The sequence below is a fragment of the Aeromonas sp. s3 genome (assembly GCF_040907805.1).
Lineage (GTDB): Bacteria > Pseudomonadota > Gammaproteobacteria > Enterobacterales > Aeromonadaceae > Aeromonas > Aeromonas dhakensis.
Map to the genome: position 1 here is coordinate 606,254 of NZ_JBFOCQ010000006.1, position 12,900 is coordinate 619,153.

Consider the following 12,900-nt stretch of genomic DNA (forward strand, 5'->3'; position numbering starts at 1 on the left):
AGGGCTGGGCTCAGTCGGCCAGGCAGCGCTGCTCGGCGGGCAGGCTCGCGGCATCCCCCAACAGCAGGGTGCTGAGAGCCGCCCGGGCGCAGCGGGAGCTGCTGAGCTGGCCATGCTGATTGCTCTGCTCTACCTGCACCAGGCGGGCGGCGCTGCCAAAGGCGGCCTGCATCTGGCGGGCACCGGCGAAGGGGGTATTGGGGTCGTACTCGGCGCCGAGCACCAGGGCCCTGGCATCATCCGGCAGCTTTATCTCGCCGGCGCCGTAGCTGGTGATGGGCTGGCGCGGATAAGGCCAGTCGGCGCAAGTGTTGAAGCTTTTGGCCAGCAGCAGGGCGCCGGCCCCCTGGAAGGCGGCATCTTCCGGATCCAGCCCCTGCCAACCATAGGGTTCGCTGTTGTCGGTGCAGTGGATGGCGCTGAAGAAGGGCATCTCCTGCAGTTCCTGATAGGGGTTGTCATCGTCCTGCCCGGCGAGGCGGGCCAGCAGGGGGCCGGCGTCGTCCCGCAGCCAGAAAGCGAGCTGATCGTCGCGCTGGCTGCCGCTGATGGCATCGCCCAGCACCGCCACCCAGTTGGCGCGGTCGAGCACATTGCCCTGATTGTCCACATAGCGGCCGTTGTCGCGCACCTGGCGGGTCACCGCCATGCTGCGCTGCAGCGCCTGATCCCCGAAGCGCCAGGCCAGGATGCGGTTGGCATTCTCGGCATCGCGGCGAAAGATGGCCGGGTAGCGGCTCTCGGCGGGAGACATCGGCGAGTCGACCACCAGATTGGCCACGTGGCTCGGATAGCGGGCGGCATAGAGGGCGGCCAGACGAGTGCCGTAGGAGAAGGTGATGGGGGTGATCCGCTCGCGCCCCAGGTGCTGGCGCAGGCGCTCCATGTCCTCGACCACGGCCCGCGAGCCCAGGTGCGGCGCATGCAGCCGCAACGGCTCGTCGCAGCGCTCGCGCAGGGTGGTGCCGAAGGCCTTGCCCTGATCCGCCCCGCTCTCGAGTGCCGGCAGAGCGCCCTTGTCCCGGCTGGCAAAGAGCTGGGCGAGCTGCGCCGGGGTCATGTCTGGCCGCACCCCCTGCTTGTCGGTCAGCAGGCAGCTGCGCAGCTCGTGGCCGAGGGCGCTGTAACCAGCCCCGCGGGGATCCAGGGTGACGATGTCGTAGTGCTCAAGGATGGCGGGGTTGGCGCTGCGCAGCAGGTCGAGCAAAAGGCCGAGATCCGGGGTGGCCGAAGTGGGGCCGCCCGGGTTGTAGAACAGGGTGCCGCGATAGTCGCCGCTGGCGCGATAGTGCAGATAGAAGATATCCAGGGTGTCGCCCTTGACCGTGCGGGTCTCCTGCTTGATCTGGGTGCGGCTGGGCTGGTTCGACCAGGAGGAGAAACGGCTGCTGTCGCCGGAGAAAAAGCCACTGCTGGAGCGCGAGGTGGAGCTTTTCTCCCACTTGCTCTCCTTGATCTGGACCCACTCCTTGTCGTAATCGAGCGGCACCGTCAGATAGTGGCAACTGACCTGACTGGCGGGAATGGCGATGCCGTCCTCCTGCCAGCCCTGGCGCAGCTGTTGGCAAACCTGGCCGGCGTCATAGCCGGCGCGAATATGGCGGGCCTGGAAGGGCTCCTCTTTCTTTTCCAGATTGCAGCCTGCCAGCAATGCCGGTGCCAGCAGGGTCATGAGCAGCGTGTATTTCATTGTCTATTTCCATTCATCTAGCCTGAACCCAGAAATAGTACGGGGAGGGGCCGACCGGATGGCAGCCGGAAGTTGTATGGAAATATTGCAAGGTGTGTCGATTTACATATTTCTGGTGATATTTGGCGGCCTCATTGATCTATTTGAAAATAATGACCGGTAATGTGCACTGTTATTTTATGCGGGATCAATAACGGCGACGCAACCGGTCGGTGCTGGGCAGATGTTGGCGTTACGCGGGCGCGCGCCAGAACGGCTTGTCCCCCAGCACGGTGGCCCTGTGCATCACTCGCCGGGCCGGCAGATAGTCGGCGTTGGCGTAATGCTGGGTGACCCGGTTGTCCCAGATGGCGATGTCGTGCTCCCGCCAGCGCCAGCGCACCTGATACTCGGGCTTGGTGACATGGCGAAACAGGAAGGCGAGCAGTGCCTCGCTCTCTTGCGCCGGCAACTCGGGCAGGCGGGTGGTGAAGCCTTCATTGACGAACAGCGCCTGGCGGCCACTCAAGGGGTGGGTGCGAACCACAGGGTGGCGCAGCGGCGGGTGACGGGCCACCGCCTCCTGCCAGCGCTGGTACTCGGCCGGGCTGGCGCTGTGTCGATGGGCCGGGAACGACTTGGTGAAGTCGTGTTCGGCCTCCAGTCCTGCCAGCAACTGCTGCAGGCGGGGGGAGAGCCCCTCGAAGGCGGCGATGCCGCTGGCCCACAGGGTATCGCCCCCCACCGGCGGCAGCTGCTTGGCGGCCAGAATGGCCAGCGCCGGCGGCGTCTCGATGAAGGTGACGTCGGTGTGCCAGTTGTCGTTGTCCGGCGGGTTGTCGTCGTGGGTGTCGAGCACGATGATCTCCTCGGCCTCCGGCGCGTGGGGATAGACAGGGTGAATGTGCAGATCGCCGAAGCGGTTGGCCAGCGCCCGCTGCTGGCGGGGGTTGATGGGCTGATCCCGAAAGAACAGCACCTGATGGGTCAGCAGGGCCTGCTGCAACTGCGCGAACTGGCCCTCATCGAGCGGCCCGGCCAGGCTGAGGCCGCTGATCTCGGCGCCGATGTGGGGGCCAAGGGGGGTGATATGCAGGGAATTGCTCATAGTCCTTCTCCATGCCACGGCGTCAGGCGACGCTGCAGCGCACGTAAACCAAGTTCCAGAGTGAAGGCGATCAGGGCGATCACCAGAATGCCCGCCAGCACCACGTCGGTGGCAAGAAACTCGCCGGCGGCTTGCACCATGAAGCCCACGCCGCGGGTGGCGGCGATGAGCTCGGCCGCCACCAGGGTGGACCAGCCGACCCCGAGCCCTATGCGCAGCCCGGTGAGCATGTCCGGCAGGGCGCCGGGCACGATGACGTACCAGAGCACCTGCCAGCGGTTGGCGCCGAGCGCCCGGGCGGCCCGCAGCCGCACCTGCCTGGCGCCCTGCACCCCCGCCAGAGTGGCCATGGCGACCGGCGCGAAGATGGCCAGATAGATGAGCAGCACTTTCGATGTTTCGCCGATGCCAAACCAGATCACCATCAGCGGCAGGTAGGCAAGGGGCGGCACCGGCCGGTAGAGCTCGATCAGCGGGTCAAGCATGCCGCGCAGGGTGGGGCTGAGCCCCATGGCGAGACCCACCGTCACACCGCACAGGGTGGCGGCCGCGAGGGCGATGAGGATGCGCTGCAAACTGGCGGCGAGGTGCTGCCAGAGGGTGGCGTCCATGAAGCCCTGCGGCCCGGCGAGGGTGACCAGTTGCTGCAGTACCTGGGCGGGTGGCGGCAGAAACAGCGGGCTTATCAGCTCGAGCCTGGCCACCAGCCACCAGAGCACCAGCAGGGCACCCAGAGTCAGCAGACTTATCCCAAGCCGGCGCGGCAGCGGCCAGCGCAGGCGTATCCGGCGGGCAGGGTCGAGCGGACGGGAGAGGGTGAGGCTCATGCAAACACCTCCCGCTCGGCAAAGACCCGCTCCAGCACGTACTCGCGCTGCGCGATGAAGGCGGGATCCGACTTGATGCTGCGGCAGGGCTCGCCGGCGGCGAAGCGGCTGCCGAAGTCCAGGGTGAGCCGCTCCATGACTCGCCCCGGCGCCGGGGAGAGCAGCACCAGCTCGGTGGCCATGAACACTGCCTCCTCGATATCGTGGGTGATGAGCAGTACCTGCCGGCGCTGCTCGTGCCACAGGCGCAGCAGCAGGGTCTGCATCTGCTCGCGGGTAAAGGCGTCGAGGGCGCCGAAGGGTTCGTCGAGCAGCAGCAGTTGCGGCTGGGTGGCCAGCGCCCGGGCTATGCCGACCCGCTGGCGTTGGCCGCCGGAGAGCTGCCAGACCGGTTTGGCCTGGGCCTCCTCCAGCCCCACCTTGCGCAGCATGGCCAGCGCGCTGGCTTCGCGTTCGCGGCGCGGCACGCCGGCCAGCTGCAGGCCGAAGGCGACGTTGTCCAGCACGTTGCGCCAGGGCAGCAGCCCCTCGTGCTGAAAGACCACCCCCCGCTCGGCGCCGGGGCCGCGCACCGGCCGCCCCTGCAGGCTGATGGTGCCCTGCTGGGCGGGCTGAAAACCGGCGATGAGGTTGAGCAAGGTGGTCTTGCCGCAGCCGGAGGGGCCGAGCACCACCATCAGCTCGCCCGCATCCAGGGTCAGGTTGATGTTGTCGAGGACTCTGCGCCCGGCGTAATCGGCGCAAAGGTGGGTGAGCTGCAGCATGCATGCCTCCTTGTTTTGCGGGGTCAGCGGGCGTGAGCCTTGACGAAGCGGTCGGTCACGTAGGCGCGATAATCGCTGCCGGCGCTCTGCACCTTGCCTTGCTCCTTGAGAAAGCGGCTGGTGTCCACCAGGGTCTGGTTCACCAGCTCCCCCAGCTCGGCACCCTGCTGGCTGGCGCTCAGGTAGCTGTTGCCCCTGACCAGCGCGGGCACGTCCGCCTCGGGTATGCCGCTCAGGCTGGCCAGCTTGGCGAGGTTGTCCGGCTTGGCGAGCCAGCCGTCGGGGTTGGCCAGGTAGTCGCGCTGGGCCGCCAGGGTGCTGTCGACGAAGGCCTGCACCAGTTCGGGATGGGCCTTGGCGAACGCCTTGCGCACCACCCAGACATCCAGGGTGGGGGCGCCCCACTCGCCCACCTGGGCCGAGTCGGTCAGTACCTTGCCGCCCTTGGTCAGCTCGTTGAGGGCCGGCGCCCAGACATAGGCGCCATCGATGTCACCCCGCTGCCAGGCGGCGATGATGGCCGGTGGCTGCAGGTTGACGATCTGCAGGCTGGCCGGATCCACTCCCCAGTGCCGCAGCGCGGCCAGCAGGCTGTAGTGGGTGGTGGAGGTAAAGGGCACGGCGATGCGCTTGCCGGCCAGGGCTGCGGGGGAGGTGAGCCCGGGCTTGACCACCAGCGCTTCCGAGTTGCCGAGCTTGGAGGCGAGCAGAAACACCTCGATGGGCACCTGCTGGTTGACGGCCACCGCCAGCGGGCTGGAGCCTATGTTGCCGATCTGCACGTCGCCGGAGGCGAGCGCCCGCACCACGCTGGCGCCGCTGTCGAACTTGAGCCACTTCACCGTGGCGCCGCTGGTGCGGGCAAAGGTGTCGTCGGCCTGGGCCACCTTGGCCGGTTCGGCCGAGGTCTGGTAGGCCACAGTGACGTCCACGGCCCTGGCTTGCAGGCTGAGCAGGGCGAGCGCCGCCAGCCAGAGGGAATGTCCTTTTCCTGTCATGATATTGCTCCATCGGGGGAATGAAGCGGCAGTTTTCCCATTTATCGGGGCGCTGAGGAAAGACCGAAAATATATGGCTGATGAGATATGGTTCTTAGAAAAAGAACGGCAACCCAATCCGTTTATTCATATATCTCAATATGGCAAGTCGATATTTGAAGGTTGGCAATAGGTGCCGAAAAAACGGCTTTAAATATCGGCAAACCTATACGGATATGGCAATGCTTGCCCATTTATTGAATATCGAACCGGCTTGTTGGGCAGATAAAATAAAACCCGCCGGTTGGGCGGGTTGGTATGGGGCAGGGGATGCCGCTGAGGCAAGACGCGCGCTGGCAACGGGCCGGGTGAGCACGGCCCGCCCGGACTCAACGCTCCAGCAGGGGGGCGGAGCGGTAGCTCCAGAGCCCGTAGGTGCGCAGGGCATCGCGGTAGATGCCGAGCAGCTCGCTGTCGCTCACCTTGGCAAGCTCGGAGAGTGGCTTGTCGGGGTAGCTGACGCTGTCTATCCGGATCCCGGCCGGCCCGCTCTGCCAGCAGGCGATCTCAAGCAATGTCTGGCCCCGGCGCACATGGCTGGCGGAGCTCACCAGGGTGGCGTACTCGATCTGATGGCGGGCGAGGGCATAGCCGCTGTAGAGGGCGTTCTCCACCGTGCTGGTGGCGTAGTTCTCCTCGATGATGCGCGAGCGATCGATCCCCTTTTTCACCAGCCAGTCGGCCATCAGCTTGCCCTCGGTCTGGCGGTTCTGGGACACCCCGCCGGTCAGGATGATGAGGGCCGCCGGGTTGGCCTTGGCCAGCGCCCGGGTGGTTTCCAGCCGGCCCAGCAGGATGTCGTGCATGGAGCCGTCGGGATTGAGGGCATAACCCAGGGTGACGATGGCCCGGTTGCCCGGCTTGGGTGAGCGCTCACCCTGCTCCTTGAGCGGGGTGGCGACAACGCGCTCGACCGTGTCGAAGATGCGCTGCAGATCGGCGGCCCGGCCGGGATTGAGGGTCGCCAGCTTGCTCTGATACCCCTTGGCGGCGGTCTCGTTGTGCTTGAAGGTCAGCCAGGTGGCGAGGTAGCTCAGCAGGTCGATGTCATCGGGCGCCGTGCTGAGGGCCTGCTCGAACAGGCCGATGGCCTTGTCCACGTTGCCATTGTAGATCTGGGCGTTGGCCGCCGAGATGAGCAGGTCGGTGCGATAGGGCTCGAGCTGGTAGGCCTGCAGCAGCAGCTCGGTGACCTGCTCCATGTTGCTGGGCATCTTGGCGGTGAAGCCGGCGGTGGAGATGCGGGCGGGTGATTTGAAGATCTGCCAGGCGTCCGCCAGCAGCTGATCCACCACCTGGCGCTTGCTGATGTACTGGTCGTAATTCTGCTCCTTTTGCAGGGAGCGTACCGGGGTAGCCCAGGCTTCGGAAGGGAGCACGGCAGGCAATGTCAGCAGGCCGGCCAGCGTCAGGGCAATCGCGGTTCTTTTCATCATGATGGCGTTCCACCGAAGGTTGATGGCTCCAGGCCATTCCAGGACCATGGGGCTTTTTCAATAAAAACATAAACTTGGTGATTGGTCAGTGTACCGCGTCGTGGCGTGAAAAAACGTGAACCGCTTCGGTTATCCGGGGAAGGGGGTGGTGTTTGCCCTATTCGGGGGGAGCGAGGTGTGGTTTTCCTGTGAAGTGGCTCAGTTGTGGCGCAATCCTGCCGCGTTTTCGGCGAAAGGGGCCATGACTGTGAAAAAGTTGACGGTGCCAATCGTTTTACCGCTTTTTCTGTGACGGCGATCACTGTACCATCGCCGCCCGACCTGCCACCTGGCGCGCGGCTCCCTGCGTTCTGGTTGGCGTCACCCGATACTCGCCGTCACCCGGAACGTGAATGACCCCAGGATGGGACCCGCCACTAACCTGTAGGTTTGTGGTCTGCGTGTCGCGGGGTCGGCACCTTTCCCGCCCGCTCCCTGCGATGCCTGTCTGCAGACTTGCCGTATGAAACTTCTCTCTTCATAGGTGCAAGATGACGCTGTTATTGAGTCTGGTCGGTATGCTGGCCCTGATGTTTATCGCCTGGCTGGCCAGTGAAAACCGCCGTGCCATCCGCTGGCGGACGGTGCTGGGGGCCCTCGCCCTGCAAACCGGCTTTGCCGCCCTGGTGCTCTACTTCCCCCCCGGTCAAATCATGCTAGGTGCCTTGAGCAACGGCGTCTCCGCCCTGCTCGGCTTTGCCGACAGCGGCATCCGCTTCGTGTTTGGCGATCTGGCCAGCAACGGCTTCATCTTCGCCGTGCGGGTGCTGCCGCTGGTGATCTTCATCAGCGCGTTGATCGCGGTGCTCTATCACTTCGGCATCATGCAGTGGGTGATCCGGGTGCTGGGGGGCGGCATCCACCGCCTGCTCGGCACCAGCCGTGCCGAATCCCTGGTGGCCACCGGCAACATCTTCCTCTCCCAGGGGGAATCGCCGCTGCTTATTCGCCCCTTCCTCGCCGGCATGACCCGCTCCGAGCTGTTTGCGGTGATGACCTGCGGCATGGCCTCGGTGGCAGGTTCCGTGCTGGGCGGTTACGCCGGGCTGGGTGTGGATCTGAAATACCTGATTGCGGCCTCTTTCATGGCGGCGCCGGGGGGCCTCTTGATGGCCAAGCTCCTGGTGCCTGAGCAGCAGCAGGTGAACGATCAGGCCGAGATCACCCTCGACAAGAGCGACTACAGCAACGCCATCGACGCCCTGGCGGGCGGCGCCATGAGCGGCATGAAGATCGCGGTGGCCATCGGCACCATACTGCTGGCCTTTGTCAGCGTCATCACCATGATCAACGCCGGTCTCACCACGGTGGGCGAGTGGTTCGGCTGGGCCGATCTCTCCCTGCAGCAGCTGCTGGGTTACCTGTTTGCCCCGGTGGCCTGGCTCATCGGCGTGCCGGCCAGCGAGATGATGGCGGCAGGCTCCTTGATCGGCCAGAAGGTGATCATGAACGAGTTCGTCGCCTACCTGGACTTTGCCAACATCAAGCAGGATCTGAGCGCCCACACCCAGATCATCATCACCTTCGCGCTGTGCGGTTTTGCCAACCTGGGCTCCATTGCGGTGCAGCTCGGCTCCATCGGCACCATGGCGCCGGAGCGCCGCCACGACGTGGCGAACCTCGGCTTCAAGGCGGTGCTGGCCGCGACCCTGGCCAACCTGATGAGCGCCACCCTGGCGGGGCTGTTCGCTTCCCTCGGCTAAGCGACCCTTGCCTCCATGCACACCTCGTCTCGCCACTGGCGCGGCGGGGTGTCGTTCATCTGGCGCCAGCCACTGACGCCTCGGCACGGCGTGGGCTCGACAGGGGCGGGCGCAGGCGGTAGCGTGATGACGCGCGGCCAGTCCGCGCCCGTTCAGGCATTCATATAACAAGGAATCACACCATGACCCGTCTCTCTCGCGCATTGGCGCTCTCCCTGCTGCTGGTCGGCGCCGCGCCGGCGTTTGCCGCCGCCACCTATACCTCTGATCTGCTGCTGTCGGCGGACTTCAAGGCCACCTGGGCCAAGGCGACCCAGGGCATCAAGAACCTGCCCAAGTGGGTGCGCAGCGGCAACGGCACCAGCTCCCCGCTTGAAGCCGTGGCCGGTACACCGTATCAGAGCGGCTCGGTCTGCAAACCTCATGACTGCGCCAGCCACTACATGCAGCTGCTGGTGGATGCCAAGGCCAAACGGGTATGGGGCGTGCTGATCGACCTGCCAGATAGCGACGCCGCCCGCGAAACCCCGTCCAAATTCGCCCGCTACACCTGGCTCGGCCAGCCGGACAAGGGGATGCAGGCCGCCCTGATGAAGCAGGTGGAGGCCGACCCCAACTGGCAGTAAGCATCAAAAAGCAAAAACCTCTGCCTGGGCAGAGGTTTTTTTATGGCGAAGGAGTGATGGGGCAGGGCGCTAGCGGCTCAGGATCCGCACCGAGCGGATGCGATTGTTGAAGTCGGTCGCCTCCTGCTCGCCGCCCTTGCGGGTGTAGTAGCCACCGCGAAAATCGGTCTCCTCGAAGAAACGTACCACCCAGCCAGCCGGAACGGTGAAGGAGGAGATGCGATTGGCAAAGCCGTAGCGGCCGAGATCCGCAATATCCCGGTCGATGCGCAGGGACTCGCCGCTCTGGTGGGCACCGTCAAACACCAGCAGGGTGCTGGCGTCGTCGCTCTCATCGAGAGTGGTGGTGATGCAGCTCGCCTTGGCCGCCTCGCAAAACAGGCTGTTGTTGCCTTGGCCCTGCTGGCAGCGGCGGCTTACCTTCTGGCGCGCCAGCCACTCGCTGCGCCCCGCATCGGCATAGACGCTGTTGAAGGGGGTCAGGGTACAGATGTGGATACGCCCGCCACCCTGGCTCTGGCCGTTCACCACGATCTTGGGATTGATAAGGATATCGGCGCGGACCGCTGTGCTCAGGGTCAACAGCGCCAGCAGGACAAACAGCTTGTTCATGGATGAGATCTTGCCAGTTCAAGGGGCGGCAAGAATTGCCGAGACGCAACCTCGATGCAAGAGGGGGCGGTGCCCGCTGCGACACTCTTTGCCCGCCATCGACGTAAAGATGAAAGGCCCAAAGCAGAACACCGGCGCAAGGCCGGTGTTCTGAACAGCATGGCGGCGGGCCCGACGGGGCGCGCGGTCAGGGCGGCTTAGGCGTAGAAAGCCTCGACGGTGCCCTTGACGGTGATCAGCATGGGGTTGCCATAGCGGTCCTTGGCCTTGGGGGAGGGGATCTTCACCCAGCCTTCGCTGATGCAGTACTCCTCGACATTGGTGCGCTCCTTGCCGTTCACGCGAATGCCGATCTCGTGCTGGAAGCACTCCGCCACGTGGTGCGGGCTGCGCGGGTTGGCCGCCAGGCGGTCGGGCAGGGCCGGTTTGTTGTCGCTCATTTTATTTACCTGAGTGTGATAAAAAGTGGGTCATTGTAGGCAATGCCCGCCATGGGCTCAAGGCTGGGTTACGTCCCATGGGGGTGGGCAAGGTTTGGCTATAGCTGCAGTTCGGGCAACAGCCCCGCCTGCTCCTGAAAATGGTGGCAACGGCGCTCAACGTCATCTTTATAGCGTGCCAGATAATCCAGCTCGGCGGGATGGTCTGTCTCGACCATGGCTATAGCGGCATCCAAATGGTGGAGGATGTCGCTGGCTATCTTCTGCAAGGTCTGTTGCAGCAGGCGTTCGGGCAGGTCACATGCCTCGGCCATTTCCAGCAACTGCCATGCGTTGATCGCCTCGGGAGCAAATTCGTCGCCTATGGCCATGGCCAGATGCTGGTTGAACTCGGGGTAAAGCCCCACATTGACCAGATCGTACCAAGGGGTGGGCGTCAGCCCTGCTTTTGATACGAAGAAGCTGTAGTTCTTGCCGTGGGCATCGTGATTGTTGACGCAGAGGTTGAAGAGCAGCCATTGCAGCATGTCCAGTCTGGCCTGCGCTGGATTGACGCAGAGAGCGCTAAGGCTGAACAGCCGTGGCAGGCTCACCCCTTCCCGAATATGGGCCACGTCCCGACCATCACCGAAGTTGCGTTCATATTTTCGGGCGACGGGGAACCCCAGCCCCTGACAGGCATCGATCATGTGGCGACGGCGGACCCTCATGCCATCCTCATCAAGACGACGGTCGAACCGTTCCACCAGCAAGCTTCTGTGGGACTTCTCACCCTGACCCACAGTATGCAGTTCGACCCGCGCCACCGGCATGCTAAGCTGTGCGGCCAGCTGCATGGTTACAAATTCATTGATCACCAGATGAGGGTGATGCTCGAACTTGAGGAGGTGGGTTGAACAGAGTTCACCTTCGCCAAATCCTAGCCTCCCCTCGAGTCGCAGCAGGTTGAGTTTGGCCTGCACACCCGCAACCGAGAGTCGGGGGCGGCCATCCCAGACTTCCAGCGGCCAAATCTCGGGTTGATCGAGGCGCAGCATCAACTCCTCTGGTGTGATGGGGCGAAACCGGGTGGGAATGTCGGGCTCTGCGGGTAGGGTGAAGGTGACAGCCCCGGATACATCGCGGCCGATACCGTGGATCAGGGCAAAGAGATTGCTGCGCGAAACGGAGAGCACCTCAATCAGATGATCCAGCCCGCGATTTTCTGGCAGTAAGTTGCCGAGATACGCCCGGATCTGAGCGCTGCTGGCCGAGCCATCCAACGCCAGTGGCGGTGAGAGTGGGAATCCGCGCGCTTGCCACTCTGGCAGATAGCCGAGCTGAAACGAATCCCGGTTGGAGTCATATTCGAGATGGCCGATCAGCTGATTACCCAGCCGAAGTTCCAGCCGATGGTGCTCAGAACCATTCATCATTACCGACCTCTGGTTGGCTGTAGCTGCTCATTACCTGTGATCCCGCTTCTTGCACCAGTTGCAACCTCAGTCCCAGCGCCTTCATCACCTGCAGCAGGGTCGAGAGGTAGACATCCCCCCCTTTTTCAATCTTGATCAGGGTTTTCTTGGAGATGCCGCACAGTGAGGCCGTCACCTCTTGGGTCATCTTGGCTGCTTTGCGTCTCTCCCGTATCGCCAGTCCCAGCGAGGCGGGATCCAGTTCTTTCGTGCCGGTTGGCAACGGTGTATCTGTCATCATGATCACGGAAAAAGTGTAGGTTGTTACACCTTAGCTCATGGTAAGAGCAAACAGCAACAAAAAGTGTACGATGGTGCACTTTTTATAGTCTCAGCGTTGTTTTCGATAAAAAAGTGTAGAAGTGTTCACCTTTTAGAACAGAAAAGGTGGTTAGGGAGGGTCTGGGGGATGATAGAGGGGCCGGGAGGATGTTGTGTGCAGAGCAGCATTGCACTTCACCTTCACTTCACCGAGCGGGGGTAGGGTAGGCTCACGTCTTCAGTTGGAGCTTCACCCTATGCCCACCATCGTCACTCACGCCGCCGTCCCTCTCTGCCTTGGAATTGGATTTGGCAGCAGGATTATCCCGCCACGCCTGCTGCTGGCGGGGGTGGCCATCACCATGCTGCCCGATGCCGATGTGCTCGCTTTCAAGTTGGGGGTCGCTTACGGCCATGTCTTTGGCCACCGTGGCTTTACCCACTCATTGCTGTTCGCCTTTGCCCTGCCCACGCTGGCTATGCTGTTTCACCGCCAGTTAAGGGCCAGCGCCACCACCGTCTGGTCGTTTCTGCTGGTCTCTCTGCTCTCTCACAGCCTGCTCGATTCCCTCACCACTGGCGGCAAGGGGGTTGGCTGGCTCTGGCCGTGGCGTGACGAGCGTTTCTTCGCCCCCTGGCAGGTGATCCGGGTTGCCCCCTTCAAGCTGGAGGCCTATTTCACCGCCCGAGGGGAAGCTGTGATCCTCTCCGAGCTCTACTGGGTCTGGCTGCCAGGAATTGTATTGATGCTGGTGTTGATGGGATGGCGGGTGTGGGGAAGGGGGCGGTAGTGGCTGGGTTGGAAAGGGTTGTTGGATATATCGTGGCTGAGAAAAAAATAAAAACGTGGGCACCAATCTCTTGTGTTCTGGCTATGCAACGTCTTGCTCAGAAAGATGGGTGTCCAAAATTTTTGTTTGCTCG

The 12,900-nt window shown here is 63.4% G+C and carries 13 protein-coding genes; 3 read left to right on the forward strand and 10 right to left on the reverse strand.

The features are described from left to right. Nucleotides 1-10: 10 nt before the first annotated feature. The 6 genes from AB5Y98_RS03375 to AB5Y98_RS03400 form a co-directional block, all read right to left on the reverse strand. Nucleotides 11-1,690, reverse strand: coding sequence for an alpha/beta hydrolase (locus tag AB5Y98_RS03375; protein ID WP_368231335.1), 1,680 nt, complete (start codon nt 1,688-1,690; stop codon nt 11-13). A gap of 232 nt (nt 1,691-1,922) precedes the next feature. Beyond that, on the reverse strand, nt 1,923-2,777 hold the full coding sequence (gene tauD / locus AB5Y98_RS03380) for a taurine dioxygenase (RefSeq protein ID WP_017780803.1): 855 nt from the start codon (nt 2,775-2,777) through the stop codon (nt 1,923-1,925). Then, nucleotides 2,774-3,604, reverse strand: a complete 831-nt coding sequence (gene tauC, locus AB5Y98_RS03385) for a taurine ABC transporter permease TauC (RefSeq protein ID WP_368231336.1) — start codon at nt 3,602-3,604, stop codon at nt 2,774-2,776. Before tauC ends, tauD begins: the two co-directional genes overlap by 4 nt. Continuing rightward, nucleotides 3,601-4,368: a taurine ABC transporter ATP-binding subunit gene (gene tauB / locus AB5Y98_RS03390; protein WP_017780801.1), complete on the reverse strand. Its 768-nt coding sequence runs from the start codon at nt 4,366-4,368 to the stop codon at nt 3,601-3,603. Before tauB ends, tauC begins: the two co-directional genes overlap by 4 nt. Before the next feature lie 23 nt (nt 4,369-4,391). After that, on the reverse strand, nt 4,392-5,366 hold the full coding sequence (gene tauA / locus AB5Y98_RS03395) for a taurine ABC transporter substrate-binding protein (protein ID WP_017780800.1): 975 nt from the start codon (nt 5,364-5,366) through the stop codon (nt 4,392-4,394). Between the two features lie 368 nt (nt 5,367-5,734). Then, complete coding sequence (locus AB5Y98_RS03400) at nt 5,735-6,889, reverse strand: ElyC/SanA/YdcF family protein (protein ID WP_368231337.1); 1,155 nt, start codon at nt 6,887-6,889, stop codon at nt 5,735-5,737. A 482-nt stretch (nt 6,890-7,371) separates the two neighbouring features. On the opposite strand from AB5Y98_RS03400, the gene AB5Y98_RS03405 reads away from it, so the two are divergent. Together AB5Y98_RS03405 and AB5Y98_RS03410 are read left to right on the forward strand one after the other, a co-directional pair. Then, the gene (locus AB5Y98_RS03405) at nt 7,372-8,583 is read left to right on the forward strand and encodes a NupC/NupG family nucleoside CNT transporter (protein ID WP_368231338.1); all 1,212 of its coding nucleotides are present in this window, start codon (nt 7,372-7,374) and stop codon (nt 8,581-8,583) included. A 182-nt stretch (nt 8,584-8,765) separates the two neighbouring features. Further along, a complete protein-coding gene (locus AB5Y98_RS03410) occupies nt 8,766-9,209 on the forward strand; it encodes an inhibitor of vertebrate lysozyme family protein (protein WP_017765669.1) in 444 nt (147 codons plus the stop codon). Between the two features lie 69 nt (nt 9,210-9,278). Here AB5Y98_RS03410 and AB5Y98_RS03415 read toward each other — a convergent pair whose 3' ends face one another. From AB5Y98_RS03415 to AB5Y98_RS03430, 4 genes are all read right to left on the reverse strand, one after another. Then, on the reverse strand, nt 9,279-9,821 hold the full coding sequence (locus AB5Y98_RS03415) for a beta/gamma crystallin-related protein (RefSeq protein ID WP_139432848.1): 543 nt from the start codon (nt 9,819-9,821) through the stop codon (nt 9,279-9,281). A 197-nt stretch (nt 9,822-10,018) separates the two neighbouring features. Then, nucleotides 10,019-10,261, reverse strand: coding sequence for a DUF3297 family protein (locus AB5Y98_RS03420; protein ID WP_005302916.1), 243 nt, complete (start codon nt 10,259-10,261; stop codon nt 10,019-10,021). A 98-nt stretch (nt 10,262-10,359) separates the two neighbouring features. Further along, nucleotides 10,360-11,676, reverse strand: a complete 1,317-nt coding sequence (locus AB5Y98_RS03425; protein ID WP_017765666.1) for a HipA domain-containing protein — start codon at nt 11,674-11,676, stop codon at nt 10,360-10,362. Further along, complete coding sequence (locus AB5Y98_RS03430; RefSeq protein ID WP_201882246.1) at nt 11,660-11,956, reverse strand: helix-turn-helix domain-containing protein; 297 nt, start codon at nt 11,954-11,956, stop codon at nt 11,660-11,662. The genes AB5Y98_RS03425 and AB5Y98_RS03430 overlap by 17 nt, the downstream gene beginning before the upstream one ends. Nucleotides 11,957-12,233: 277 nt before the next feature. Here AB5Y98_RS03430 and AB5Y98_RS03435 point away from each other — a divergent pair, with 277 nt between their 5' ends. After that, nucleotides 12,234-12,767, forward strand: a complete 534-nt coding sequence (locus tag AB5Y98_RS03435; RefSeq protein ID WP_368231339.1) for a metal-dependent hydrolase — start codon at nt 12,234-12,236, stop codon at nt 12,765-12,767. Nucleotides 12,768-12,900: the final 133 nt, after the last annotated feature.